This window comes from Micromonospora palythoicola, assembly GCF_036689795.1.
GTDB classification, from domain to species: domain Bacteria; phylum Actinomycetota; class Actinomycetes; order Mycobacteriales; family Micromonosporaceae; genus Micromonospora; species Micromonospora palythoicola.
In genome coordinates, this window is the sequence record NZ_JBAGKI010000029.1 from 36,203 (window position 1) to 60,678 (window position 24,476).

Consider the following 24,476-nt stretch of genomic DNA (forward strand, 5'->3'; position numbering starts at 1 on the left):
ACCCTCGCCGCCCCGCTCGTCATACGAGCGGGGCGGCGACGCGTAGGCATCCAGGCGCCAGCGAGTTCGCCTTCTCCGCCCCACCTTGAGAACATAAGACCGATTTTCCCTCTAGGGGTTACTTGGAGCGAAGTGCACTCGTTGTCCGAGACGTGGGGGTTGCACTCAGAGACGCGCGGCGTTCGGTCACCAGTTGGTGCCGACGCCACACCATCGGCGGTGACGGAGCGGTGGCAGCCGTCCGTCGCGGACAGCGGCAGGGTGAGCCGGGAACACTCAGCCGCGAACAGGAACTCGAACTGATCGACACCCTTCGGGGCGTCCACCCCGACGCGTTCGGTCTGGACGAGGAGCTGTGGACCCGCCAGAGTCTGCACGCCCTGATCCAGCAGCAGTTCGGCCTGACGCTGGACGTCGGGATCGTCGGGGCGTACCTGCGGGCCTGGGGGTTGGGTCCGCGCGAGCCCCGCGAACGGGCCTGCGGGCTCTGCGTCGGAGCGGTCGAACGTTGGGTCCGCAGCGAGTACCCGGCAATCACCCGGGCGGCCCAGGAACACCTGGCCGAGGTCTACTGGGTCGGCCGGGTCCGGCTGCGGGGCACCATGCCGGCGGCCGACGTCATCTCGGCGGTCTCCTCGCGGGGGCGGGTCCGGTTCATGGTCACCACCCCGTCGGTCGACCCACCACTGCCCCGGGAGTTCGTGCACCGACTCAGCGGGGCCGAGCGGCGCACCGTACACCTGATCGTGGACGGCTCCTGGGCCCGCAACGAATGGCCGCGCCGACTCCCCCGGCGCATCGTGCCGCACCCGCTGCCCAGCTGCGGACGCGCACTCGCCGCCTGACGCGCCGATACCGATTGGGCGATCGAGAGGGGCGTTTGCTAGTCTTCTCCAGTCGCTGAGCCCCCGTAGCTCAGGGGATAGAGCACCGCCCTCCGGAGGCGGGGGCGCAGGTTCGAATCCTGCCGGGGGCACCTTTTTCTGAAAGATCTGTAGTGGCCCGGCCGCATCCCGGGAGCCTTCCGAGAACGTAGTGCTCGCCGAGCAGTATGAGACGGCTGCGGTTTGACGCTTGACCGGCGGGACTTTCGAGCTATCCGTCCGCTGAGCAGCCATCCGGCGTTCCGGGTAGTGCGTCGAGTCAGGAAGCACCGAGGTCGGGCGGTGGACTCTCGACCACCAGATCTGCGGCTTCTTCTGCCGTTGCGACCAAGCCAATGTGCGCGGCGGAAGTCAGATGCGGTGGATCGTGATGAGGTCTTCGAGACCTGTGAGATTCTCGGCGTTACGGGTGTACACGGCGGCGTCGTGGGCGTGGGCCGTTGCGGCGATGAGGAGGTCCGTCACCCTGGCTCGCGGCTGGCGGCCGGTCTCGACGACCCGTGCGGCCAACCGCGCGTAGCTGTCGGCGATCGCTTCGTCGATAGGCAGCGGATCAAATCGACGTTGAATGGCACTCAACCGCGCCAACCGCAGCGCCCTCGCCTCGGCGCTTTTCGCGACCAGGACACCGAACTGGAGTTCGGCGAGGCTGGCGACACTGATGGCCAGCATAAGCCCGACGTAGCACATGTGCTACGCGCCGTCGACGTTCGTCGGCTGCGTCCCGACGATCACGCAGGTCGCCGTGAGCACAGCCAGATCAAGCTCCGATCGCCGCGTCCCAGGCAGCGGTGAGGCGTAGTCGCCGTCAGCTGAGCGGCCTGCCGAGGTCGGGACCTTGGTCCTGGCGGCTTCGGGTGTTCCGGCCCGCGCGCCCCGGCCCGCCGCCGGGCGAGAGTGGTCACGTAAGAAGCTGACCACGGAGGCAACGATGACCGTCCACCAGGGCACCCACCGATCGATCGAGCGTCCGCTCGAGCACGCCGAACTGCCCGGCGCCATGCTGACCACGACCGCCGCCCGGGCCCTCGCCGTGCTGCGGATCTCCACCGGCCTCGTCTTCCTCTGGGCCTTCCTCGACAAGACCTTCGGCCTCGGCTACGCCACCCCGACCGAGCGAGCCTGGATCAACGGCGGATCGCCGACCAAGGGGTTCCTCGCCAATGTCGAAGTCGGACCGATGCAGTCGGTGGCCCACACGATCGCCGGGACCTGGTGGGCGAACGCACTCTTCATGGTCGGGCTGGCCGCCATCGGCCTCGCCCTCATCGCCGGCGTCGGCCTGCGGGTGGCGGCCGCCTCGGGCACCCTGATGATGGCCTTGATGTGGCTGGCCGAGTTCCCGCTGGCCCGGTTCAACGCCGGTGGCGACCCGACCGGTTCCACCAACCCGGTGGTCGACTACCACCTGATCTACGCCGTGGTCCTGGTCGCCCTGGCCGCCGCGTACGCCGGACACACCTGGGGTCTGGGTCGGCTCTGGGCCCGCCTGCCCTTCGTGCAGCGCCACCGCTGGATGCTCTGATCCGCTCGACCAGCCGCTGGGCCGGACCGCCGCCACGGTCCGGCCATCGGCGTGCCGGCGGCAGGAAGACCGGTGTGGGCGCTCGTCCTGTTCAGTCCGCGGCGGCGCGCCGGGCGCGGGCTCGACGGCGGCCCTCGTGCATGGCCTGCACCCGTGGCACCGGAATGGTCCGCCCTTCCTCGACCAGGTCCGCCGGGAGATGCTGCGGCGGCGGCATCAGCTCGGCCCACGGATCCCGCTGCGCCACCAGCGCCGGGACCGTCCGGATGGTGAAGTCCGCCGGGGTCACGGACTCCAGGTCCGGCCAGGGCACCGGAAAGGAGACCGGCACGCCGGGACGCAGTCGGGGGCTGTACACCGACACGACCGTCGCGCCGCCGGTGCGGGTGGGGTCGACGAAGACCTTGCCGCCCCGGTCCTCCCGGATGAAAGCGGTGGTCGCCAGCGCCGGATCCAGGCGCTCCGCCCGAGCCGCGAGGGCCCGGGTGGCCGCGGCCAACTCCTCGGCGTCGGGGCCGGGCTCGACCGGGACGAAGACGTGCATCCCCTTGGCGCCGCTGGTCTTCACCGCGCCCGCCAGCCCGGCGTCGGCGAGAGCCTGCCGGACCAGCAGCGCGGCCGCCACCCCGGCAGCGAACCCATCACCCTCCGGCGGATCGAGATCCAGCACCAGGTGGGTGGGACGGCTCAGGTCGTCGACCACGGCCAGGGTGGGGTGGTACTCGACGGCCCGCTGGTTGGCGAACCAGAGCAGGGTACGGCGGTCGTCGCAGAGCGCGTACGCGATCTCCCGGCGGGACGCCTCGGCCCAGATCGACACCCGGCGCACCCAGTCGGGGGTGTACCGCGGCAGGTTCTTCTGCATGAACTGCGGCTGTCCCGGACGCACCCGGACCACCGACAGCGGACGGCCGCGCAACTGCGGGACGATCCGGTCGGTCACCGCGTCGAGGTAGTCGACCAGGTCGCGCTTGCTCGCGCCCGAGCCGTCGAACAACGGCTGGTCGAGATTGGTAAGCGCGACCCCGTCCCGGGTCTCGTCAGCCCCCATCCGATCACCATCCCGGCCGGATGCCCTTCGGTCAACCGGAACCCGCAGGTGATCCGTTGACGCCGTCAGCTCGACAGGCTCCACGGGCGGAGGGTGCCGGCCGCCCACCGCGAGGCACCACCGGCATCGCCCGCGGCCGGCAGGCAGCGGACGCGGCGGGCGGGCAGCGGACGCGGCGGGCGGGCAGCGGGCGCGGCGGGCGCGGCAGGCAGCGGGCGCGGCGGCAGGCAGCGGGCGCGGCAGGCAGCGGGCGCGGCGGCAGGCAGCGGGCGAGCGGGGGCGGGTGGGTCCAGGTGAGCGACACCTGCGGCGACGGTGGACCGGGCACCGGTCAGGCGAGCGGATCTCCGGCGGCGACGGCGGCGAGCAGCCGGGCGGTGTGCGTGCGGGTCGCCGCGTACAGGCCGGAGCCGTAGCTGATCCGGGCCACGCCCAGGCCGGCCAGTTCCGACCGCCCCGGCCCATCGGGTCGAGCCAGTACGTTGACCGGTGCCGCCACGGCCTGCGCGAAGCTCCGCAGTTGCGTCGGGTCGGCCAGCAGGATCGGGTAGACGCAGTCTGCCCCGACCGTCAGGTAGCGGCGCGCCCGGCGGACCGCCTCGGCGAGCCGGTCGGCCGGTTGCGCACCGGGCCGTAGGAAGACGTCCACCCGGGCGTTCACCACCACCGCCACCCCGGCGTCGTCCGCCGCAGCCCGTACCCCGGCCAGCAGGTCGGCCTGTTCGTCCGCATCGACCATGACGCCGGTACGCGGGTCCGAGTCCTCCAGGTTGAGCCCGACCGCCCCGGCGTCGAGCAACCGGGCGACCAGTTCGTCCGGGCGCAGCGAGTAGCCCCGCTCCAGGTCGGCGGTGACCGGAACGGCGACCGCGCGGGCGATCCGGGTCACGGCGGCGAACATCTCACCCGGCGGGGTGCGCTCGCCGTCGGCGTACCCGAGTGACTCGGCGACGGCCGCACTCCCGGTCGCCACCGCCGGAAAACCGGCGTCGACCACCGCCCGGGCCGAGCCGGCGTCCCAGACATTGGGCAGCACCAGCGGGTCGCCGGGGCGGTGCAGGGCACGAAGCGCGACCGCCCGGGCCGCCGTCGAGTCGGTCACGATCCGATTCTCGGCCCGACCCGATAACCGGCCAAAGTGCCAGTTCGGCATCGCTGGTTGTGGGAAACGCCACTGATCTGACCGATCGGTCAGCTTCTGACCGATCGGTCAGGCATGCTGAGAGTCATGGCCCGCACCACCCCGCAGACGCACGGCGAGATCCTCGCGGCGGCGGCGAGACGTTTCGCCGCCACCGGTTACCGGGGCACCTCGTTGCAGGACATCGCCACCGAGGTGGGCTGTTCCAAGGCGGCGGTGCTGTACCACTTCGCCAACAAGGAGGCCATCCTCACCGAGCTGATGGCACCCGCGATCGAGGTGCTGCGGTCACTCGACGACCGGATCGGCGACCAGCCCGGGCCGGCCGCCGCGCAGCGGGTCGCGGCCGAGGGCTTCGTCGACCTCGCCGTCCGGTTCCGCGGTGAGATCGCCCTGCTCCGGGGCGAGTTCACGGAGCTGCTGCAACAGCCGGACTTCGCCCACATCCAGCAGATCTCCGAACGGTTGATCAGCGCGCTCGCCGGGCGGTCCGAGCGGGCCTCCGCCCGGATCACCGCGCTGGTGCTGCTCGCCGGCATCGCCGAGACCTGCGGCCAGTTCGCCGACGTGCCCGACCAGGAACTGGGCGACGCGCTGCTGGCCCTGCTGCGCCGGGCGCTCGAACCGCCCGCTCACTGACCCGTCCCACCATCCACGACCGAGGGAAAGGACCTCATGGCGACCCTGCTCTACCGGCTTGGCCGGGGATCGATGCGTCGGCGGCGACTCGTCGCCGCGATCTGGCTCGTCGTACTCGTCGGGCTCGGCCTGGCAGCAGCGACCCTGCGCGGACCGACGGCCAGCAACTTCACCATGCCCGGCACGGAGTCACAGCGTGCGCTCGACCTGCTGAACGAGCAGTTCCCAGCGGCGGCCGGCGCCACCGGCACCATCGCGGTCAAGGCACCCGCTCCGGGGCAGCTCGGCACGCCCGATGGCCAGGCGGCGATCCAGTCGATCGTCCAGGAGGCCACGACCGTCCCCGGTGTGCTCGCCGCCGTCGACCCGTTCCAGGTCGGCTCGGTCTCACCCGACGGCCAGTACGCGCTGATCCAGGTGCAGTTCAATGACGGTGCCGACCAGATCACCGAGGAACAGCGGGAGGCGTACGAGCAGCTCGGCGCCCAGGCCGAGGCCCAGGGTTGGCAGGTGGCGCCCGGCGGTGAGGTGCTCAACACCGAGCCCGAGGTCGGCTCCACCGAGGCGATCGGCGTCGCGGTGGCCCTCGTCGTCCTGGTGGTCACCTTCGGCTCGCTGGTGGCCGCGGGCATGACCATGCTCAACGCGCTCATCGGCGTCGGCGTCGGCATGGCCGGCCTCTTCGCGCTGAGCGGCGTCATCGAGCTGACCAGCACCGCACCCATCCTCGCGTTGATGCTCGGCCTGGCCGTCGGCATCGACTACTCGCTCTTCATCACCTCGCGGTATCGGCAGAACCTACTCGACGGCATGCCGGCGGACGAGGCGATCGGCCGGGCGGTCGGCACCGCCGGCTCGGCGGTCACCTTCGCCGGAGCCACGGTGGTCATCGCCCTGGCCGGTCTCGCGGTGGTGAACATCCCGTTCCTGACCGTGATGGGTTTGGCCGCCGCCGGTACGGTCACCGTCGCGGTGCTGGTGGCGATCACCCTGCAACCGGCGCTGCTCGGCTTCGCCGGCCGCCGGGTGCTGCCCCGCCGGTTGCGCTCGTCGGTGCCGGTGGCGCTGACCGCCGATGACCTGCCGGACGACGCCGCCCGTCGCAGCGACGTGACCACCCACCGCGCGGCACCGGAGACCGCCACCAACGGCAGCGAGGACACCTCGGCGTTCGGCTTCCGTTGGGTCCGGCTGATCACCCGGTTCCGGATTCCGGTGATCCTGGTCGGTCTGCTCGGCCTGGGACTGCTCGCGTTGCCGGCACCGGACATGCGTCTGGCGCTGCCCGACGCCGGTACCGCGCCGGTCGGCTCGGCAGCGCGGGTCTCCAACGACCTGATCACGGAGGGCTTCGGACCGGGCTTCACCGGCCGGCTCGCGGTGGTTGTCGCCGGCGACGACGCCGGTGCCACCGCCGCCGCCATTCCACAGGTCACCGCCCTGGTCCAGCGCACCGACAACGTGCTCGCCGTGGCCCCGCCGCAGCTCAGCCCGGACGGCCGGACCGCACTGCTCGGGGTGATCCCGCAGACCGGCCCGACCGACCCGGCCACCGAGACGATGGTGCACGACATCCGCACCGCCGTCGGTGACATCCAGGGCGCCGACGTGCTGCTCACCGGGGTCACCGCGATCGGCATCGACATCTCCGAGAAGCTCTCCGACGCGCTGCCGATCTACCTGGCGCTGGTGGTCGGCCTGTCGATCCTGCTGCTGATGCTGGTGTTCCGCTCGGTGCTGGTGCCGGTCAAGGCGGCGCTGGGCTTCCTGCTCACCGTCGCCGCCACCTTCGGCATCACGGTCGCGGTCTTCCAGCAGGGGCACCTCGCCGACCTGGTCGGCCTGGACACTCCCGGTCCCCTGATCAGCTTCCTGCCGATCCTGCTGATCGGCATCCTGTTCGGCCTGGCCATGGACTACGAGGTGTTCCTGGTCTCCCGGATGCGGGAGGACTTCGTCCACGGCGACACCGCCCAACAGGCCACCATCAACGGGATGGGGCACGGCGCACGTGTGGTCACCGCCGCCGCCCTGATCATGACCTCGGTCTTCGGCGGCTTCATCTTCCTCGACGACCCGGTGATCAAGTCGATGGGCTTCGCGCTCGCCATCGGCGTGGCCATCGACGCCTTCGTGGTCCGGATGACCATCGTCCCGGCGGTGATGTCGCTGCTCGGCAAGGTGGCCTGGTGGCTGCCCCGCTGGTTGGACCGGGCGCTGCCGAACGTCGACATCGAGGGCGAGAAGCTGCGCGCCCGGCTCGACGACAAGGTCGGTGCCGGCGCCTGACCCGCACGGCGACCCGGCCCTCCACCCGACGCGGGGTGCAGGGCCGGGTCGACGCCGGCTCAGACGCCGGCCGGGTAGGTCTCCATCTCGCCCGGGGCGGCCAGGGCGGGCAACGGGTGCAGGGCGGTGGTCTCGTCGCACCAGATGAAGGCGTCGTAGCGCTCCCCCAGCCGGGTCGGCACGTAGTTGCCCCACGACTCGAACGACGGGTCGTACACCACCCCGATCGCCCGGTGGTCGAGCGTGTCGGTGACCCAACCCGGCTGGTCCGGCCCGCCGAAGACGAGCACCGCCCGCTCCGGCATCAACTCGTGCAGCCGATGTTCGAGCGAACCGGGCCGGGCCGGTGGAACCACCATCGCCTCCGCCGGCGAACCCCAGCGCGGCGCGGCGATCACCGTGCCCCGCCAACTGCCGAAGCCGATCAACGCCACCTGGTCCGTGCCGTGGCGTTCCCGGGCCAACTGGCCGATGTTCACCATCCCGTCGGCGGCCATGTCGGTCGCCCGGGCGTCACCGACGTGGGTGTTGTGCGCCCACACCACCCCCCGGGCGCCCGGCCCGTAGCGGTCGAGCAGGCGATCCAGGGTGTCGGTCATGTGGATGTCCCGGACGTTCCACGAGCCGGGCCCACCGGCGACCATCTCCCGGTAGTAGCGCTCCGCGCCGGCCACCACCTCCGCGTTCTGCCAGGCCGAGAAGGCGTCCGCCCCGTCGGCGGCGGCGTGTTGCCGGGTACGCGCCAGCAGCCGGATCACCTCCTGCTCGCACCGGGCGGAGACGAACCGGCTCGCCGCGCCGTACTCCTCGACCCGCTTGCCGTACGGCTCGAAGCACCGGTAGGCGTCCTGGGCGATCTCCAGCGACGCCGGCTCCTCCTCACCGAGGTAGTCGAAGATCGCCTGCATCGACTCCCAGAGGCTGTAGACGTCGAGCCCGTGGAAGCCGACCCGGGCGGTCTCGGCCCGGTCCATGTTCCAGGCCCGCAGCCAACGGCAGAAGCGGGCGACCTCGGCGTTGGCCCACATCCACGTCGGCCACCGTTCGAACCCCTCCAGGGCGGTCTGCGGCTCGGCCGCCGCTCCCGGGGCACCGGTCACCGAACGGTGCACCCGGTCGCAGTCCGGCCAGTCGCCCTCCACCGCCACGAAGGAGAAACCGCACTCGGCGACCAGACGGCGGGTCAACTGCTCCCGGATGCGGTAGTAGTCGTAGCTGCCGTGCGTCGCCTCCCCGATCATCACCACCCGCGCGTCCCGGACACGCTCCAGCAACGGATCGAGGTCGCTCGGCGCGCCGAGCCGCTGTACCAGCATGCCTGCGGCTACCCGGCACCCCGACGGGCAAACGCGGCGGCCCGCCGGGGTGTGCCGGGGCAGCTACGCGGGTAGTTCGCACAGCATGACCGACAGCGGTGCGGCCCTGCACGAGTACCTCGCCGGGCTGGAGTATCCCGTCTCCCGTGAGGACCTGATCCGCTGGTGCCAGGAGAACGGCGCGAGCACCGAGCAGTTGCAGGCCGTACGCGCGCTGCCGGTGGACCAGTTCAGCTCGCCCACCGAGTTGACCGAGGCGCTGGGCACCCTCCCCTGAGCCGGCTAGCGGGCGTGCAGCAGGCGGTACAGCACCAGCCACTGCTCCGGCCAGACATGCCCCACCGGGAGGTCCGGGTCGAGCCGGCTGGCGCGCAACGCCGCCGCCAAGCGACCCTTCGGATGCTCGCGGGCCAGCGACGCCGCGAGGGAGCCGCCGACCCCGCCGAACCCCAGCTCGACCATCCGTCGGTACGCCGGTAGGGCCCGGGGTGGCAGCAGCGGCGTTGCCCGCCGCTCGATGCGCAGGATGCCCGCGTCGACCCGGGGCACCGGACGGAACGCGGTACGCGACACCCGCCCGGCGAGCCGCCAGTCGAACTCCGGCCAGCTGAGCACCGTCAGTCGGGTCCACCGGCCGTACGCGCCGGTGCGCCGCCGGGCGTACTCCAGCTGGGTGAGCAGGGTGGCGGCGCGCAGTCGCGGCGCGGCCAGGCACCAGCGCACCACCGCCGCGGTCAGCGACCACGGGATGTTGCCGACCACGCAGAACTCCTCCCCCGGTGCCACGGTGGCGAGGAAGTCGGCCTGGCGGTGTGTCACGTTCGGCAGGGTCGCGCAGATCCGGGCCAGTTCCGCCGCGGCGGCGGGATCCACCTCGTACGCCGTCAGCCGGCCGCAGCGCGTGGCCAGCGGGCGGGTCAGTTGCCCCCGGCCGGCGCCGACCTCCAGCACCAGTCCGTGCGGATCGGGGCGGGCGGCGTCGACGAATCGCGCGACGGCGGCCGGGTCGGCGAGGAAGTTCTGCGAGAGCACGCGACGGGACCGGTCGCGTTCGGTCGTGCGGAAACGGCGGGGCGCCATGGCGTCGTCCTTGTCTGTCGCCGGGTGGGCGACGAGAGCGGACAGGCGACCGTCGACGGGGCCTGTCCGAGCGATCGGGACTCGGACGGCCCTGGTGAGATGGCGCGGAAGCGGCACCGCGCGGTGCGGTGCGGGTGACGCGGGCGGATGCGCGGAAGGCGTCAGTCGCGGGTCGCGCCGGCCAGGGCCGGACGCCGGACGCGCGGACGGGCCACCAGCAGCGGCCCGAAGGCGGCCGGCGAGGCGACCGCGTTGATCAGGGCGTGCACGCACATGCCGGCGACCCTACCGACTCCTCCGGCCGGTGGCGACCGGTTTACCGCCCGCGCTCAGGCCGGCACGTCGACCACGGTGCCCTGGGCGCGGGCGGCCTCGGCGGCGGCGAGGACCGCCACCACCTCGCGACCGAAGCGCACGTCGCAGCGGTGGTCCCGGGTACCGGCGTCGACCTCGGCCAGCAACTGGTCGATCGCCACCCCGAACGCCGTCGCCGGGCTGGCACCACCGTTCGGCAGTCGCTCGATGCCGCTCTCGCCGTAGAAGACGAACTCCGCGGCGACCGAACGGGGTGGTGCGTCAAGCGTCAGCGACACCGTGCTGGTGGCACCGTCGGCATGGCTGAGCAGCAGGTGCACCAGGCCACCGGGGCCGTCGGTGGCGGCCACCCGGGCCACCCGGCCGAGCACCGGAAGCAACACGGCCAGCGCGTGCGGACCGATGTCCCACAACGCGCCGTGCTCCCGCCGCCACGGCGACTGCCCGTACGGGCTGCCGGGCTGGAAGATCGAGGCGAACCGGATCACGCTGGCGGTGTGCCAGCCGCCGGCCGCGGCGGTCGCGGCGATGAAGCCGGCGACGTCCGGCTGGTACCGGCCGGTGAAGAAGACCACCGACGCGACACCCGAGTCGGTGGCCGCCTCGACCACGCGGTCGGCGTCGGCCACGGTCAGCGCGAGCGGCTTGTCCAGCAGCAGGTGCCGACCGGCGGTGGCGGCCCGGACGGCGATGTCCGCCTGGACGTCCGGCGGCAGTGCGACGGCCACCGCCTCGCACGCCTCGATCAGCGAGTCGACGTCGTCGAAGGCTGGTACCCCGTACCGGGTGGCCAGCGCGGCGGCCTTGTCGGGGTTGCGCCCCCACACGCCGACCAGATCCGCTCGCGGGTGCGCCTCGAGCGCCGCCGCGTGCGTCTCCGCCGCCCAGTGGCCGGTGCCGAACAACCCGAACCGCATCCCGTACCTCCGCCGTCCTCGCCTGATCCGCGACAGTGATCACGCTAGTCCCCCGCGGCCGTGCGTACCCGGCGTCCCGCCGGCCGGGGCCGGGACCGCGCGCACGGTAACCGGCCGCCCTGGCGGCGGACGCTCTTACTACGGGGGTTAGTAGAGTGGTGCGGTGATCGGAACGAGCACCGGACGGACCGGGTGACCACCGCCGCGACCGCCACCGGATCGCCGGCCGACGGGGCGCTGGCGGTCGCCGCCATCGTGCTGTCGCTGCTGGTGGCGGCCTGGGCGCTGGTGGCGGCGCTGCGCCACCGGCCGCCGGACCGGACGCAGTTGATCGGGCTGGCCGTACTGGAGCTGCTGCTGCTCGGCCTGGTGCTGGTGACCGCCGTGGCGCTGGCCGGCGGTGAGCGTCCGGGCGAACCGGGATCGTTCTTCGGCTACCTGGTCACGCTGGTCTGCCTGCCGCCGCTCGCGGCGGTGCTGGCTCGGATGGAACCGACCCGGTGGGGCTCGGCGATCGTGTGCGCGGTGTGTCTGGTGACGCCGGTGGTCGTGGTGCGGCTCCAGCAGACCTGGCAGGTGCTCGGTGGCTGAGCTGAGCACCGCCCGGCCCCGCACCAACGCCGGTCCGGGACGGTTGCTGATCGCCGTCTACCTGCTCTTCGCCATCGCCGCCAGCAGCCGCGCCGCTCTCCAGATCACCACCAGGTTCGACGAGGCGCCGTTGGCGTACCTGCTCTCCGCGCTCGCCGCGATGGTCTACGTCGTTGCGGCGGTCGGGCTGGCGCGGGCCGGTCACGCGGGCCGCCGGATCGCCCTGGCCTGCTGCGCGCTGGAACTGGTCGGCGTCGTCGGTGTCGGTGCCGTCAGTCTGGCCCGACCGGACCTCTTCCCCGACGAGACGGTCTGGTCCGGCTTCGGCAGCGGTTACGGCTACATCCCGCTGGTGCTGCCGGTCCTCGGCCTGGCCTGGCTCCGGCACACCCGCCGAAGGGCGGCAGCGGCCCCTTCCTGAGACCAGAAGGGGCCGCTGTTCGAGGCCGGTCAGTCCCGGGGACCGCCGGCGACGTAGATGACCTGTCCGGACACGAACGACGCCCCCTCGCTGGCCAGGAACGAGATGGTGTGCGCCACGTCGTCGGGCCGGCCCACCCGGCGGACCGGGATCTCCGACTCGGCGTGCTTCTGCATCGCCTCGAAGTCCACCTTCATCCGGGCGGCGGTGGCCGCGGTCATGTCGGTGACGATGAAGCCGGGCGCGACCGCGTTGGCGGTCACCCCGAACGGGCCCAGCTCGATGGCGAGGGTCTTGGTGAAGCCCTGCATCCCGGCCTTGGCCGCCGAGTAGTTGGCCTGGCCCCGGTTGCCCAGCGCGGAGGTGCTGGACAGGTTGACGATGCGGCCCCAACGGGCCTCGACCATGTGCTTCTGCGCGGCCTGACTGAACAGGAACGCCCCCCGCAGGTGTACCCCCAGGACGGTGTCCCAGTCGGCGTCGGTCATCTTGAACAGCAGGTTGTCCCGGAGTACGCCGGCGTTGTTGACGAGCACGGTCGGCGCGCCCAGCTCGGCGGCCACCCGTTGCACGGCGGCCTCCACCTGGGCCCGGTCCGCCACGTCCGCACCGACGCCGAGCGCCCGGCCGCCGGCCGCCGCGATCGCGTCCACGGTCTCCTTCGTCGCCGACTCCTCGATGTCGACCACCGCGACGGCCAGCCCGTCGGCGGCCAACCGCCTGGCGGTGGCCGCGCCGATTCCCCGTGCCGCTCCGGTCACGATGGCGACCCGCTGCCCTTCCGACATGCCTACCTCCCGGTAACTTGGCTCGACGGCAGGAGCCTAACCCACGCCGGGGCCGCCTGACCCCCGTCGATCCCGACCTCCGGACCGGGCCGCGCCGGCCCGGAGGTCACCGATCCACGCCGGGTCGGCCGGTCTTCGGCTCAGTGCGACCAGGATCGACAGAGCCGGATCCAGCGGTAGCCGTGCCCGGACAGTTGCAGCTTGTCCAGCTTGCCGACGTCGTCGTAGTTGCGGTCGGCGAGCACGTCGATGGGCAGGTCCGCCTCGGGCTGAAGCTGGCTGAGGTCCACCTCGGCGTCGGTGGTGCCGAGGTTGTGCAGGAAGACCATCGTCCCCGTCGGCCCGTCGGCGCGGTGCGCCAGCACTCCCGGGGGCATCGGCACGTCGATGTGGGTGGTCGAGCCGCAGCCGATCTCCGGGGCTTCCCGCAGCGTACGGATCATCCGCTCGAACCAGGCCAGCAGCGAGGTCCGGTCCCGGCGCTGGAGGGTGACGTTCACCTTCTCGTACCCGAACTCGCCCTTGTCGATGACCGGGCGGACGAGCTTCTCCGGCTCCGCCGTGGAGAAACCGGCGTTGGGCTGGTTCGACCACTGCATCGGGGTACGGATGGCCTCCCGGCCGTCCAGCGACAGGTCCTCCCCCATGCCGATCTCCTCGCCGTAGCGCAGCACCGGCGTGCCGCGCAGCGAGAACTGCAGGGAGTACGCCAACTCGACGCGCCGCCGGTCGTTGCCCAGCATCGGTGCCAACCGGCGGCGGATGCCCCGGTCGTAGATGCGCATGTGCTCCTCGGGACCGAACTGCTCGTACACCTCGTTGCGCTGTTCGGCGGTGAGCCGGGACAGGTCGATCTCGTCGTGGTTGCGCAGGAACGTCGCCCACTGCCCGCCCTGCGGCAGTGCCGGGGTGTCCCGCAACGCCTCGATCACCGGCTCCGGGTCCTGCCGGGCCAGGGCCAGCATCAGCCGCCCGTTCAGCATGAAGTCGAACAACATGTGCACCCGGTTCGCCGAGCCGCCACGGTCGCCGAAGAAGGCGGGCAGGTTGTCCGGCTCGACGTTCGCCTCGGCCAGCAGGACCGCGTCCCCGCGCCGCCACTGCACGTGCTGGCGCAGCTCGGTGAGGAACTCGAAGTCCAGTTCCGGGCTCGGGTCGCCGGGCTCGGTGCGCTCGATGATGAACGGCACCGCGTCCATCCGGAAGCCGGCGACGCCGAGCTGGATCCAGAACGACATGATCTTCTTGATCTCGGCGCGTACCGCCGGATTCATGGTGTTCAGGTCCGGCTGGAACTTGTAGAAGCGGTGGTAGTACCAGGCCTTCGCGGTCCGGTCGTAGGTCCAGGTCTCATGCTGCTCGCCGGGGAAGACCATGCCCTGGTGCCGGTCGGCCGGCTCCTGCTCGGACCAGACGTACCAGTCGCGGTACGGCGAGTCCGGCGAGGAGCGCGCGGAGACGAACCACGGGTGCTGGTCGGAGGTGTGGTTCACCACCAGGTCGATGATCACCCGGATGCCCCGGTTGTTGGCCTGGTGCAGCAACTCGGCGAAGTCGCCGAGCGTGCCGAACCGTGGGTCGACGTTGTAGAAGTCGGTCACGTCGTAGCCGTCGTCGTCGTTGGGCGACGGATGGATGGGGTGCAGCCAGAGGCAGGTCACCCCGAGCCGGGCGAGGTAGTCCAGCCGGCCGATCAGACCCCGGATGTCACCGACCCCGTCACCGTCGGAGTCCGCGTACGTGTCGATGTCGAGGCAGTACACGACCGCCTCCGAGTACCACCTGTCAGACATGCCCCCGTACCTTCTCCCGGTCGGGACGTCGGCAAACCCGACTCGGTACGGTGCCGGCATGCGCAGCATCGATTGGTCCGGTGGCGACTGGCACGGCCGGCCGGTCCGGGTGGCCGAGGAACCGGACGGCACGCTGGCCGTCGAGCCGGGTCACGGCAGTGACCTGTGGCGGCACACCAGCTACGGCTTCGTGCACGACGACGCCCCCGCACTGCTCGCGCCGTTTCCCGTCGGTACGGCCGTGGAGGTCGACTTCCGGCTGGCCTGGACCGGGCAGTTCGACCAGGCCGGCGTGCTGGTCCGGGTGGACGACCGGAACTGGGTGAAGGCGGGCGTGGAGGTCAGCGACGGCCAGCCCCAGGTGGGCGCGGTGGTGACCCGGGACGTCTCCGACTGGTCGGTGGCACCGGTGCCGGACTGGGCGGGCCGGGAGGTGAGCGTACGGGTCAGCCGCGCGGGCGACGCGCTCACCGTACGGGCCCGGGTCGCCGGTGGGTCGTGGCGACTGGTCCGGCTCGCCCCGCTGGCTCCCGACGCGGTGGCGGCGGCTGGCCCGTACTGCTGCTCGCCCAGCCGGGGCGGGCTCGTGGTGCGGTTCACCGGATGGCGCCTCGGCCCGGCCGACGAGGCGCTGCATCCGCAGGAGTGATTTGTTCGACCGGTGTGTCTCGCGGTTGCGGCGGGGTAAGAGTTCCGTTCACGCCGAACCCGCGAAAGGCATCATCATGGCGCTCGCCCAGGACGTCGACCCCACCCAGGTCGGCGGGCTGACCGGCTGGATCGCCGGGGTGATCGAGGCGAGCGGCGCGGTGGGGGTGGCCCTGCTGGTCGCCCTGGAGAGCATCGTCCCGCCCATCCCGAGCGAGATCGTCCTGGCGATGGCCGGATACCTGGCCGGCGAGGGCGAGTTCAACGCGCTCGTGGTGACCGTGGCGGCGACCGTCGGCTCGGTGCTCGGCGCGTTGTTCCTCTACTGGGTCGGCGCGGTCGTCGGCGAGGACCGCCTCAAACGGTGGCTCGACCGGTTACCCCTCGTCGATCTGGACGACCTGGAGAAGGCCGACCGGTGGTTCGAGCGGTACGGCCGGTGGGCGGTGTTCTTCGGCCGGATGGCGCCGGTGGTCCGCAGCCTGGTGTCGGTGCCGGCCGGGGCGAACCGGATGCCGCTCGTCGAGTTCGTCACGCTGACCACGCTGGGCAGCGGCATCTGGAACGGGATCTTCATCGGGCTCGGCTACGCCCTCGGCTCCCGCTGGCAGCAGATCGACCGCTACAGCTCCTGGTTCGACTACGGCATCCTCGCCCTGTTCACCCTCATGCTCGCCACCTGGGTGATCAAGAAACTCCGCCGCCGCCACCATCCCTCCCCCACCCCCTGACCACCCCCACCCCCACCCCACCCCCGCCCCCACCCCCGCGATCTTGCACTTTCTGTCGGGGCAAATCGCCTCTAAAGGTCCATAACGGCGACCGAAAGTGCAAGATCGCGGAGGGCCGGGGGTGCGGGGCGGGGCGGGGGTGGGGTGGAGGGTGGGGTCAGGGGAGGGTGCGGAGGTGGGGGGAGACGGTGCGGGCGAAGGTGTTGTTGTTGGTGATGTCCCAGTTGATGGACCAGGTCATCGCGCCGCGCAGGGCGGGGTAGGTGCGTGGGGGGCGGAAGCTGCCACAGTTGGTGCCCCGGGTGAGGCAGTCCAGTGCGGCGTTGACCACGCTGGGCGCGACGATGCCGCCGCCGGCCGCGCCGGGACCGGCCGGCAGGCCGAGCCCGACCTGGTCGGGCCGCAGCCCCGCCTCCAACTGGATGCAGGCCAGCGCGACGATGAAGTTGACCGTCCCCTGGGCGTACGCGGCGTTGTTGTCGCAGCCGAGCATCGCCCCGGAGTTGTAGAACTGGGTGTTCACCACGGTCAGGATGTCCTTGATGTCCAACGCCAGCTTGAAGTAGCTGCCCGCCGGGTTCTGCATGTCGATCGTCTGCGGCGCCATCGCGATGATCAGCCCGCTGCCCACCTTCGCCCGCAGTGACCGCAGGGCCTGCGCCATGTACGTCGGGTTCAACCCGTTCTCCAGGTCGATGTCGACGCCGTCGAAGCCGTAGCGCTGGATCAGGGCGTGGACACTGTCGGCGAAGGCCACCGCGGAGGCCGAACTGTTCACCACGACCCGGCCGGTCTCGCCACCCACCGAGATGATCACCTTCTTGCCCCGGCTCTGGAGGGTCCGCACGTCGGCCGAGAACTCGGCGTCGGTGTAATCGCCCAGCGCGGCGGACAGGCCGGGGTCGATGGCGAAGCCGACCGCGCCGGGCGTGCCGGTCGCGTCGGCGAAGGCGACCGCCACCAGGTCGTACTCGGTGGGCACGTCCCGCAGCCGCAGCTCGTCCGCCGGGTTGACGAAGTTGTGCCAGTAGCCGGTCAGGATGTGCTTCGGCAGCCCGGTGACCGGCGGTGGACTGGTCGGCGGCGGGGTCGTCGGAGGAGGCGTGGTCGGCGGCGGGGTCGTGGGGGGCGGCGTGGTGGGTGGCGGCGTGGTCGGCGTCGTGCCGCCCGTGCAGGCCGCGCCGTTGAGCCGGCAGTTCGCCGGTACGCCGGAGCCGCTGCCGAGGAAGCCGAAGGAGACCGAGGCGCCGGGTGCGATGGTGCCGTTCCAGGAGCGGTTGGTGAAGGTGTACCGCTGGCCGCTGGAGGTCAGCAGCGCGTCCCAGTAGGTGCCGACCGTGGTGCCGGCGGGCAGGTCGAAGGAGAGACTCCAGCCGTTGACCGTGGCGCCGCCGCCGTTGGTGATCGTGTACTTGCCCTCCCAGCCCGAGCCCCAGTCGGACGTCTTGACGAAGCTCGCGCTGACTCCGGCGGCGTACGCGGCCGGCGTCAGCGACACCGCGCCGAGCGCGGCGGCCAGTGCGCCGACCACCGACAGCACCAGGGTTCTGGACCGTTTCATCTGCCCCTCCAGCCCGGACGAAAATCCATGGACGTCAACCTGGCGCCTATTATTAAGACTGTTAACTGTTTCTGTCCAGGGTCGACCTCCGGACAAGGCGCGGCCCCCGTCCGCCAGCGGCGATGCCGGGGGCCGCGCCGCACGCCTCAGCGACGGAAGTGGAACCAGTTGACGTTCACGAAGTCGTTGGGCTGGCCACTGGTGAAGGTGAGGTAGACGGTGCGCCGTCCGGTCACCCCGGAGACGTTGCCGGGCACCGAACGCCAGCTCTGCCAGCCGCCGGTGTTGGCGATGGCGAAGCTGCCGATGGGTGCGCTGGTCGGGCTGTCCACCCGTACCTCCACCAGACCGCTGACGCCGGCGCCCGCGCCGGAGGCGACCCGGGCCACGAAGTCGCGCGGCCCACCGGAGCCGAACTCCACGTTGTCGAAGCGGACCCAGTCACCGTTGCGCAGCGCCCCGATGTTCTGCCCACCCTCGGAACACGCCTCGACGATCACGCCGTTCTGGGCGTTGAAGGACTCGGCCTGGATGGTCGCGTACGCGTCCCGGGTGCCGCCCGGCGGCGGGGTGGTCGGCGGCGGCGTGGTGGGCGGCGGGTTGCTGCCACCACCCCGGCTGTAGACCGCGACGTAGTCCACGAGCATCGGCCGGCCGGGCACGGTGGCCGAGGTCGGCGTGGCGCTGCCGGCGACCCCGTTCGGGAAGGCCCCGCCCATCGCCACGTTCAGCAGCAGGAAGTAGCCGGCGTGGCTGGTCATCTGCGACCAGTACGGCTCACCGACCCGGGTCTGGCTGACCGTGTGGTAGAGCTGCCCGTCGACGTACCAGCGCAGTTGCTGCGGGCTGATCGAGGCGTCCCACTCGAAGCGGTAGGTGTGGAACGCCGACTGGCAGGTGCTGCCGGGGCAGGCTCGGGAGGCGCCGATGCCGTTGAACTCGTCGCACGGGCCGCCCGGTGCGACGCCACAGTGCAGTACGCCCCAGACCGAGTTGAGGCCGTTGACGTTCTCCATCACGTCGAACTCACCGATGCCCGGCCAGTTCTGGTAGTTGCCCCGGTAGGGCGAACCGAGCGCCCAGAACGCCGGCCAGTACCCGGACGCGGCGGCACCGGTGACGTTCGGCATCTGGATGCGGCCCTCGATGGCCAGCACTCCGCCGGCCGGGGCCTTGAAGTTGCTGCGGACGGTCTCGATGCGGGCCGAGGTCCAGCGGCCGGCGCTGTCGCGCAGCGGGGTGATCCGCAGGTTGCCGGCACCGTCGTGGCTGACGTTCGCGGTGCTGTTCGTGTACGTCTGGATCTCGCCGGTGCCCCACTGCGGTGGACCACCCGGGTAGCTGGTGCCGGTGTCGATGATCCAGTTTCCGGAGGACGGGAGGGTGCCGGAAGCACCGGTGAAGTCGTCACTCCACACCAGGCTCCAGCCCGACGGGGGTGGCGGCACGGCCGCGTCCGCGGTCGTGCCGAGCCCGGCCAGGACGGTGGTGACGGCGGTGAGCAGGACCAACGCCAGCGGCAGCCGGCGTCGCACAGGCGGGGCGGCGGATGCCGCCGGGGCAGGTGTCATGGACGTGCCTCTCTGCGGGGACGGGTGAGAGAGCGCTCTCTCAGGAGTTGTACGTCGCCCTCGCGCAGTTGTCAATGTCGATCGATGTGACCGGTCCGGCGGATGGACACGCCGCGCCACACCGGCCGGAGTTTCCCGTAGCCACCACAGGGGGTAATTGCCGGCCGACCCGGTGCGGACGGACCGCCCGGCAGAAGTGGACGGTGGTAGTGATGGTCACGCAGGCGGCACCGGCCCCGGGCTCCTCGGCCGAGGCAACCGATCTGCTCACCGTGGGTGTCGAGGAGGAGTTCCTGCTCGTCGACCCGGACACCGGGGTCGCGGTACCCGCTGTCGAGGCGGTGATGGAGCAGGTCCCCGCCGAGCTGCGGGGACAGGTCGAGCGGGAGTTCCAGACCAGCCAGATCGAGATCGGCAGCCCGCCGGGGTTGGAACTCTCCTCGATCCGGCACTCCCTCGGCCTGCTGCGCGCCTCGCTGGCCGACGCCGCCGAGCGGGCCGGCACCCGGCTGCTGGCGATCGGCACCGGGCCGGTCGACGGTCCGGTGCCTGCCGTGGTCGACAAGCCCCGCTTCGACCGGATGCTCGCCCGGTTCCGGCTGCTGGTCCCCGGCCCGGGCAACAACGGCATGCACGTCCACGTCGGAATTCCGGACCCCGACGCGGGCGTACAGGTGCTCAACCACGTGCGGCCGTGGCTGCCGATCCTGCACGCGGTCACCGCCAACTCGCCGTTCTCCCGAGGGGCGGACACCGGCTACGCCAGCTGGCGGTCGATCGAGTGGGAACGCTGGCCCTCGGTCGCGCCGACGCCCTACCTGGTCAACCACGAGCACTACCAACGGCTGATCCGGCAGCTGATCAGCAGCGGAGTGATGCTCGACGAGGGGATGCTCTACTGGTACGCCCGGCTGTCCGCCAAGTACCCGACGGTGGAGTTGCGCATCGGTGACGTCTGCCCGACCGTCGACGACGCGGTCCTGGTCGCCGCGCTGGTCCGTGGGCTGGTGGCGACCGCGCTCGACGACATCGCCGCCGGGCGGCCACCGCTGCCGACCGACCATCACCTGCTGGTCGGCGCGCACTGGCGGGCCGCCCACGACGGGTTGGAGGGCGAGGCGGTCGACCTGTCCAGCGGTGAGCTACGGCCGGCCTGGGACCTGCTGCACCAGCTCGTCGGACGCCTCGGGCCGGCGCTGGAACGCCACGGCGACCTCGCCGAGGTGACCAGCCTGTTGGAGGGGCTGCGCCGGCACGGCAGCGGCGCCCAACGGCAGCGTTCGGTGTACGCCCGGACCGGACGGTTGGAGGATGTGGTGACGGACGTGGCACGCCAGACCCGGGGCGAGGACCCGGCCTGAGGAAGGAGGTGACGGTGTGACGGAACGGCTGATCGTCATCGGTGGGGATGCCGCCGGCATGTCGGCCGCCGCCCAGGCGCGCCGCCGCCGGGGCCCGGACGACCTGGAGATCGTCGTGTTCGAACGGGGGCACTTCACCTCGTACTCGGCCTGCGGGATCCCGTACTGGATCAGTGGCCTGGTGACCGACCGGGAGCAACTGGTGGCCCGCTCGCCGAGGACGCACCGCGAGGACTACGCCATCGACGTGCGGATCCGGCACGAGGTGGTCGGGATCGACCTGGACCGCCGCGAGGTGGTCGCCCGCGATCTGGACGGCGGCGGCGACGTCCGCGAACCGTTCGACAACCTGATGTACGCCGCCGGGGCGGTGCCGAAGAAGCCGGCCTGGGCGCGCACCGACGCCGCCGGGGTGTTCGGGGTGCAGACCCTCGACGACGGTTCGGCGTTGCGCGGTTGGCTGGAGGCCGACCCGCGGCCCCGGCGGGCGGTGGTGGTCGGCGGCGGCTACATCGGCGTCGAGATGGCCGAGGCACTGGTCCGCCGTGGGCTGTCGGTCACCCTGGTCGAGCGCGACGAGCAGCCGATGTCCACCGTCGACCCCGACATGGCCCGGCTGGTCACCGAGGCGATGCGCGGGCTGGGCGTGGACATCCGCACCGGCGTGAAGGTAACCGGCCTGGCGGAGCGCGACGGCCGGGTGAGCGAGGTGGTCACCGACGACGGGTCGATCCCGGCCGACCTGGTGGTTCTCGGTCTCGGCGTAAGCCCCAACACGGAGCTGGCCGCCGCCGCCGGCCTGCCGCTGGGACCGAGCGGCGGGATCCGGGTGGACCGCCAGATGCGGGTGTCCGAGGTGCCCGGGGTGTGGGCCGCCGGGGACTGCGTGGAGACCCTGCACAAGGTGAGCGGCATGCCGGTGCACGTACCGCTCGGCACCCACGCCAACAAGCAGGGCCGGGTGGCCGGGATCAACATCGGCGGCGGGTACGCCACCTTCGCGGGGGTGATCGGCACCGCCGTGACCAAGGTGTGCGACCTGGAGGTGGGGCGCACCGGGCTGCGGGAACGCGAGGCGCGGATGGCCGGGTTCGAGTTCGTCTCGGTGATCGCGGAGTCGACGAACCGCGCCGGCTACTACCCCGGCGCCCGGCGGATGACGGTCAAGCTGATCGCCGAGCGCCCGAGCGGACGGCTGCTCGGCGCCCAGATCGTCGGCTGGTCCGAGGCGGCGAAGCGGATCGACACCCTGGCCGTGGCGCTGTGGAACAAGATGACGGTGGACGACATGACCGCCCTCGACCTCGGCTACGCCCCGCCGTACGCCCCGGTCTGGGATCCGGTGCTGGTCGCCGCCCGCAAGGCCGTGGACGCGCTCGCCCGCTGACGGCTCCGGGGCGGGATTCTGTCGGTGCCGGGGGTTAGCGTGTGCGCGCCGCCCGGTCAGGGCCGACGCGAACCCCTCGGAGGAAACCACATGTCGCAGGAGACGACCTACCTCGAACTGTCCGAAGTGGACGGTGCGGCGCACAAGTTCTACGAGGTGGCGGTCGACGACACCACGATGACCGTGCGCTATGGGCGGATCGGCGACCAGGGCCAGGTGAAGACCACCGGCTACCCCGACAACGCCCGGGCGCGGGCCGCCGCGGCGAAGAAGATCGGCGAGAAGATCCGCAAGGGGTACGCCCCGGCCGTGCCCGGCGTACGCCAGAAGCGGGCCGTCTCCCGGCGACAGATCGTCAGCACCCGCTCCACCGCCCGCACCGCCCCGGTGCTCTGGCGGTACGACTCCGGCGCACCGGCCTTCGGCATCTTCGTCGACGGACGCACCTGCATGGTGGGCAACGAGCGGGGAGTGATCACCACCCTCGACCATGATGCCCGGGTGGTGGACCAGGTCCGCCTGCCCGACGGGGTCAAGTGCATCGTCGCCGACGACGCCTGGATCTACGCCGGCTGCGACGACGGCAACGTCTACGACCTCTCCGGCAAGATCCCCCGGGTGGCGTACGCGATCGTGCCCGACATCGACATCTACTGGCTCGACATCCACGACGGCGTGCTTGGTGTCTCCGACGCCGACGGCGGGATCGCCGCCATCGACCACGAGGACGAGTTCCTCTGGCGGCGGGCCGGGCGCGGCCGGTCGGCCTGGATGGTGCGCTGCGACGCCGACGCCGTCTACCACGGCGACTCGACCGGAGTGAGCGGCTACGACTGGCGCACCGGTCGCGAGCTGTGGCACACCCGCACCGGCTCGGTGCTCTTCGGCTGGCAGGAACGCGACGCCGTGTTCGCCGGCACCGCCACCCGCGAGGTGGTCCGGATCGGCAAGGACGGCGGGTTGGCGCGGCGCACCTACCGGGCCGACGCCCCGGTCTTCTCCTGCGCCACCGCCGCCGACGGCCGCTACGTCTTCGCCGGGGACAGCCAGTCCTCGATCTACTGTTTCGCCGCCGACGGCACCCGGTTGTGGAAGCTGGGCACCGGCTGCGGGTCGGCCTACTCCATGCAGTACCACGACCAGCGCCTCTACGTGGTGACCACCAGCGGCCACCTGGCCTGCATCGACGCCAGCGAGCCCGCCATCCGGGCCGCGGAGGCGGGCAGCGTGCCCGACGTGGTCGACGTCAAGGCGCCGGCCCGACTGCCGGAACCGGCGGCGGTGACCCAGGTCGAGGTGGTCGGCGACACCGGCGACGGCGTGGTGGTGGAGTGCGTCGAGCAGGGTGGCCGGCTGCGGGTGCACGTGCTCTCCACCGGCTACCACCGGGGCTGGTCGGTGCAGTTCCCCAAGGGCATCCGCGAGCCGGGCGCGCGCTACCTGGTCACCGAGGTCCGCGAGTCCGGCCGGGGCGGCTTCTACCGGGCGTACGGCGACATCCGCCGGCTCCGCTGATCTCCGTTGTGATGGCCGACCGGGCTCGGCCATCATGATTCGGTGAGCGGCGTGCTGCGCGTCCCCGACGGGTTGACCTGGCTGCACGGCATGCCGGGCGGATCGGAATGGTTGGCCGGGCTGCCCGACCGGCTGGCCACCTGCGCCCGGCGCTGGTCCCTGCGACTCGGGTCGCCCTTCGGGTACGCCTGCGCCTCCCTGGCGGTGCCGGCCGAGCTGCCGGACGGCATCCGGGCGGTGCTCAAGGTGCAGTTTCCCGACGCGGAGAGCGAGCACGAGGCGACCGCGCTGCGCCGCTGGGACGGTGCCGGGGCCGTCCGGCTGCTCGCCCACGACCCCGGCCTGCGGGCACTGCTGGTGGAGCGCTGCGACCCCGGAACCCCGCTGCACGCGGTACCGCTCGACGAGGCGCTCGACGCCGTGGTGGCGCTGCTCCCCCGCCTCTGGGCACCGGCCGGTCAGCCGTTCCTGTCGTTGGCGGAGGCCGCCGCCGGTTGGGCGTCCCGGCTGCCGGTCAAGTGGGAGGGGGCCGGACGGCCGTTCGAGCGGCGGCTGGTCGAGGTCGCGCTCGACCAGCTCAACGGGTTGGCCGGCAGCCAGGGCGAGCAGGTCCTGGTCAACCAGGACCTGCACGCCGCCAACGTGCTGCGCGCCGAACGCGAGCCGTGGCTGGTGATCGACCCGAAGCCGCTGGTCGGCGAGCGGGAGTTCTCGGTGGTGGCGATGGTGCGCGGCACCGAGCTGGGTCACTCCCGGGCGGCCGTCCGTCGCCGGCTGGACCGGCTCAGCGCCGAGCTGGGGCTGGACCGGGACCGGGTCCTGGGCTGGACGATCGGTCAGACGATGGCCTGGAGCATCGACGGCGACCGGGTCTTCCCCGACCACGCCGAAGTGGTCCGCTGGCTCCTCGACTGATCCGCGTTTCGGTCAGATCTTGGTCGAGCACGGCCCC

The 24,476-nt window shown here is 72.0% G+C and carries 22 protein-coding genes, 1 tRNA gene and 2 pseudogenes; 15 read left to right on the plus strand and 10 right to left on the minus strand.

Annotation, left to right across the window (positions count from 1 at the left end):
* Positions 1-152: 152 nt before the first annotated feature.
* Both V5O40_RS15320 and V5O40_RS15325 read left to right on the plus strand, forming a co-directional pair.
* A complete protein-coding gene (locus V5O40_RS15320) occupies positions 153-845 on the plus strand; it encodes a winged helix-turn-helix domain-containing protein (RefSeq protein WP_332906052.1) in 693 nt (230 codons plus the stop codon).
* 59 nt (positions 846-904) lie between these two features.
* A tRNA-Arg gene (locus V5O40_RS15325) sits at positions 905-976 on the plus strand.
* Positions 977-1,235: 259 nt separating this feature from the next.
* Here V5O40_RS15325 and V5O40_RS15330 read toward each other — a convergent pair.
* Complete coding sequence (locus tag V5O40_RS15330) at positions 1,236-1,556, minus strand: PIN domain-containing protein (RefSeq protein WP_332906053.1); 321 nt, start codon at positions 1,554-1,556, stop codon at positions 1,236-1,238.
* Between the two features lie 259 nt (positions 1,557-1,815).
* On the opposite strand from V5O40_RS15330, the gene V5O40_RS15335 reads away from it, so the two are divergent.
* A complete protein-coding gene (locus V5O40_RS15335) occupies positions 1,816-2,409 on the plus strand; it encodes a hypothetical protein (protein ID WP_332906054.1) in 594 nt (197 codons plus the stop codon).
* A gap of 91 nt (positions 2,410-2,500) precedes the next feature.
* On the opposite strand, the gene V5O40_RS15340 is transcribed toward V5O40_RS15335, so the two are convergent.
* Positions 2,501-3,460: a DNA polymerase domain-containing protein gene (locus tag V5O40_RS15340; protein ID WP_332906055.1), complete on the minus strand. Its 960-nt coding sequence runs from the start codon at positions 3,458-3,460 to the stop codon at positions 2,501-2,503.
* Positions 3,461-3,791: 331 nt separating this feature from the next.
* Complete coding sequence (locus V5O40_RS15345; RefSeq protein WP_332906056.1) at positions 3,792-4,562, minus strand: isocitrate lyase/PEP mutase family protein; 771 nt, start codon at positions 4,560-4,562, stop codon at positions 3,792-3,794.
* 126 nt (positions 4,563-4,688) lie between these two features.
* Between V5O40_RS15345 and V5O40_RS15350 the strand changes: the two genes are divergently transcribed.
* The 3 genes and pseudogenes from V5O40_RS15350 to V5O40_RS27960 all read left to right on the plus strand — a co-directional run.
* Positions 4,689-5,240 carry a TetR/AcrR family transcriptional regulator gene (locus V5O40_RS15350; protein ID WP_332906057.1) on the plus strand — a complete coding sequence of 184 codons (552 nt, stop codon included), beginning with the start codon at positions 4,689-4,691 and terminating at the stop codon, positions 5,238-5,240.
* Positions 5,241-5,276: 36 nt separating this feature from the next.
* Positions 5,277-6,282 (plus strand): annotated as a pseudogene (locus V5O40_RS27955) (MMPL family transporter); the annotation flags it as partial.
* 113 nt (positions 6,283-6,395) lie between these two features.
* A pseudogene (locus V5O40_RS27960) lies at positions 6,396-7,529 on the plus strand (MMPL family transporter); the annotation flags it as partial.
* A 59-nt stretch (positions 7,530-7,588) separates the two neighbouring features.
* Here the strand turns inward: V5O40_RS27960 and V5O40_RS15360 are convergent.
* Complete coding sequence (locus tag V5O40_RS15360) at positions 7,589-8,845, minus strand: erythromycin esterase family protein (protein WP_332906059.1); 1,257 nt, start codon at positions 8,843-8,845, stop codon at positions 7,589-7,591.
* Between the two features lie 85 nt (positions 8,846-8,930).
* Between V5O40_RS15360 and V5O40_RS15365 the strand changes: the two genes are divergently transcribed.
* Positions 8,931-9,122, plus strand: a complete 192-nt coding sequence (locus V5O40_RS15365; protein ID WP_164447670.1) for a DUF2795 domain-containing protein — start codon at positions 8,931-8,933, stop codon at positions 9,120-9,122.
* Positions 9,123-9,127: 5 nt separating this feature from the next.
* Here the strand turns inward: V5O40_RS15365 and erm are convergent, their stop codons facing one another.
* Both erm and V5O40_RS15375 read right to left on the minus strand, forming a co-directional pair.
* Positions 9,128-9,925, minus strand: coding sequence for an ErmE/ErmH/ErmO/ErmR family 23S rRNA (adenine(2058)-N(6))-methyltransferase (erm, locus tag V5O40_RS15370; RefSeq protein WP_332906060.1), 798 nt, complete (start codon positions 9,923-9,925; stop codon positions 9,128-9,130).
* A 329-nt stretch (positions 9,926-10,254) separates the two neighbouring features.
* Positions 10,255-11,157 carry a Gfo/Idh/MocA family protein gene (locus tag V5O40_RS15375; RefSeq protein WP_332906061.1) on the minus strand — a complete coding sequence of 301 codons (903 nt, stop codon included), beginning with the start codon at positions 11,155-11,157 and terminating at the stop codon, positions 10,255-10,257.
* 192 nt (positions 11,158-11,349) lie between these two features.
* On the opposite strand from V5O40_RS15375, the gene V5O40_RS15380 reads away from it, so the two are divergent.
* Positions 11,350-11,748 (plus strand): hypothetical protein, encoded by a 399-nt coding sequence (locus tag V5O40_RS15380; RefSeq protein ID WP_332906062.1) that lies wholly within the window; start codon positions 11,350-11,352, stop codon positions 11,746-11,748.
* The gene (locus V5O40_RS15385; protein ID WP_332906063.1) at positions 11,741-12,169 is read left to right on the plus strand and encodes a hypothetical protein; all 429 of its coding nucleotides are present in this window, start codon (positions 11,741-11,743) and stop codon (positions 12,167-12,169) included. Before V5O40_RS15380 ends, V5O40_RS15385 begins: the two co-directional genes overlap by 8 nt.
* A gap of 29 nt (positions 12,170-12,198) precedes the next feature.
* On the opposite strand, the gene fabG is transcribed toward V5O40_RS15385, so the two are convergent.
* On the minus strand, positions 12,199-12,957 hold the full coding sequence (gene fabG / locus V5O40_RS15390) for a 3-oxoacyl-ACP reductase FabG (RefSeq protein WP_332906064.1): 759 nt from the start codon (positions 12,955-12,957) through the stop codon (positions 12,199-12,201).
* A 140-nt stretch (positions 12,958-13,097) separates the two neighbouring features.
* The gene (locus V5O40_RS15395) at positions 13,098-14,750 is read right to left on the minus strand and encodes an alpha-amylase family protein (RefSeq protein WP_332906065.1); all 1,653 of its coding nucleotides are present in this window, start codon (positions 14,748-14,750) and stop codon (positions 13,098-13,100) included.
* A gap of 58 nt (positions 14,751-14,808) precedes the next feature.
* On the opposite strand from V5O40_RS15395, the gene V5O40_RS15400 reads away from it, so the two are divergent.
* Both V5O40_RS15400 and V5O40_RS15405 read left to right on the plus strand, forming a co-directional pair.
* Positions 14,809-15,399, plus strand: a complete 591-nt coding sequence (locus V5O40_RS15400; RefSeq protein WP_332906066.1) for a DUF1349 domain-containing protein — start codon at positions 14,809-14,811, stop codon at positions 15,397-15,399.
* A gap of 76 nt (positions 15,400-15,475) precedes the next feature.
* Entirely contained in the window at positions 15,476-16,129 is a 654-nt protein-coding gene (locus V5O40_RS15405; RefSeq protein ID WP_332906067.1) for a DedA family protein, read from the plus strand.
* A gap of 157 nt (positions 16,130-16,286) precedes the next feature.
* Here the strand turns inward: V5O40_RS15405 and V5O40_RS15410 are convergent, their stop codons facing one another.
* Positions 16,287-17,690: a chitinase gene (locus V5O40_RS15410; protein ID WP_332906068.1), complete on the minus strand. Its 1,404-nt coding sequence runs from the start codon at positions 17,688-17,690 to the stop codon at positions 16,287-16,289.
* 146 nt (positions 17,691-17,836) lie between these two features.
* Complete coding sequence (locus V5O40_RS15415) at positions 17,837-19,261, minus strand: carbohydrate-binding protein (RefSeq protein WP_332906069.1); 1,425 nt, start codon at positions 19,259-19,261, stop codon at positions 17,837-17,839.
* 212 nt (positions 19,262-19,473) lie between these two features.
* Between V5O40_RS15415 and V5O40_RS15420 the strand changes: the two genes are divergently transcribed.
* The 4 genes from V5O40_RS15420 to V5O40_RS15435 all read left to right on the plus strand — a co-directional run bounded on the left by V5O40_RS15420 (position 19,474) and on the right by V5O40_RS15435 (position 24,439).
* Entirely contained in the window at positions 19,474-20,622 is a 1,149-nt protein-coding gene (locus tag V5O40_RS15420) for a carboxylate-amine ligase (protein ID WP_332906070.1), read from the plus strand.
* Between the two features lie 16 nt (positions 20,623-20,638).
* Positions 20,639-22,009: an FAD-dependent oxidoreductase gene (locus tag V5O40_RS15425; protein ID WP_332906071.1), complete on the plus strand. Its 1,371-nt coding sequence runs from the start codon at positions 20,639-20,641 to the stop codon at positions 22,007-22,009.
* 90 nt (positions 22,010-22,099) lie between these two features.
* Positions 22,100-23,524, plus strand: coding sequence for a WGR domain-containing protein (locus V5O40_RS15430; protein WP_332906072.1), 1,425 nt, complete (start codon positions 22,100-22,102; stop codon positions 23,522-23,524).
* Between the two features lie 42 nt (positions 23,525-23,566).
* Positions 23,567-24,439, plus strand: coding sequence for an aminoglycoside phosphotransferase family protein (locus V5O40_RS15435; protein ID WP_332906073.1), 873 nt, complete (start codon positions 23,567-23,569; stop codon positions 24,437-24,439).
* The last annotated feature ends 37 nt before the right edge of the window (positions 24,440-24,476 follow it).

What these genes read in the sequence shown, in the direction of transcription:
- V5O40_RS15360 (WP_332906059.1), bottom strand. Translation starts at nt 8,845, where the DNA reads ATGCTGGTACAGCGGCTCGGCGCGCCGAGCGACCTCGATCCGTTGCTG.
- V5O40_RS15395 (WP_332906065.1), bottom strand. Translation starts at nt 14,750, where the DNA reads ATGTCTGACAGGTGGTACTCGGAGGCGGTCGTGTACTGCCTCGACATC.
- V5O40_RS15415 (WP_332906069.1), bottom strand. Translation starts at nt 19,261, where the DNA reads ATGACACCTGCCCCGGCGGCATCCGCCGCCCCGCCTGTGCGACGCCGG.
- V5O40_RS15405 (WP_332906067.1), top strand. Translation starts at nt 15,476, where the DNA reads ATGGCGCTCGCCCAGGACGTCGACCCCACCCAGGTCGGCGGGCTGACC.
- V5O40_RS15400 (WP_332906066.1), top strand. Translation starts at nt 14,809, where the DNA reads ATGCGCAGCATCGATTGGTCCGGTGGCGACTGGCACGGCCGGCCGGTC.
- fabG (WP_332906064.1), bottom strand. Translation starts at nt 12,957, where the DNA reads ATGTCGGAAGGGCAGCGGGTCGCCATCGTGACCGGAGCGGCACGGGGA.
- V5O40_RS15430 (WP_332906072.1), top strand. Translation starts at nt 22,100, where the DNA reads ATGTCGCAGGAGACGACCTACCTCGAACTGTCCGAAGTGGACGGTGCG.
- erm (WP_332906060.1), bottom strand. Translation starts at nt 9,925, where the DNA reads ATGGCGCCCCGCCGTTTCCGCACGACCGAACGCGACCGGTCCCGTCGC.
- V5O40_RS15410 (WP_332906068.1), bottom strand. Translation starts at nt 17,690, where the DNA reads ATGAAACGGTCCAGAACCCTGGTGCTGTCGGTGGTCGGCGCACTGGCC.
- V5O40_RS15350 (WP_332906057.1), top strand. Translation starts at nt 4,689, where the DNA reads ATGGCCCGCACCACCCCGCAGACGCACGGCGAGATCCTCGCGGCGGCG.
- V5O40_RS15330 (WP_332906053.1), bottom strand. Translation starts at nt 1,556, where the DNA reads ATGCTGGCCATCAGTGTCGCCAGCCTCGCCGAACTCCAGTTCGGTGTC.
- V5O40_RS15335 (WP_332906054.1), top strand. Translation starts at nt 1,816, where the DNA reads ATGACCGTCCACCAGGGCACCCACCGATCGATCGAGCGTCCGCTCGAG.
- V5O40_RS15375 (WP_332906061.1), bottom strand. Translation starts at nt 11,157, where the DNA reads ATGCGGTTCGGGTTGTTCGGCACCGGCCACTGGGCGGCGGAGACGCAC.
- V5O40_RS15365 (WP_164447670.1), top strand. Translation starts at nt 8,931, where the DNA reads ATGACCGACAGCGGTGCGGCCCTGCACGAGTACCTCGCCGGGCTGGAG.
- V5O40_RS15340 (WP_332906055.1), bottom strand. Translation starts at nt 3,460, where the DNA reads ATGGGGGCTGACGAGACCCGGGACGGGGTCGCGCTTACCAATCTCGAC.
- V5O40_RS15420 (WP_332906070.1), top strand. Translation starts at nt 19,474, where the DNA reads ATGGTCACGCAGGCGGCACCGGCCCCGGGCTCCTCGGCCGAGGCAACC.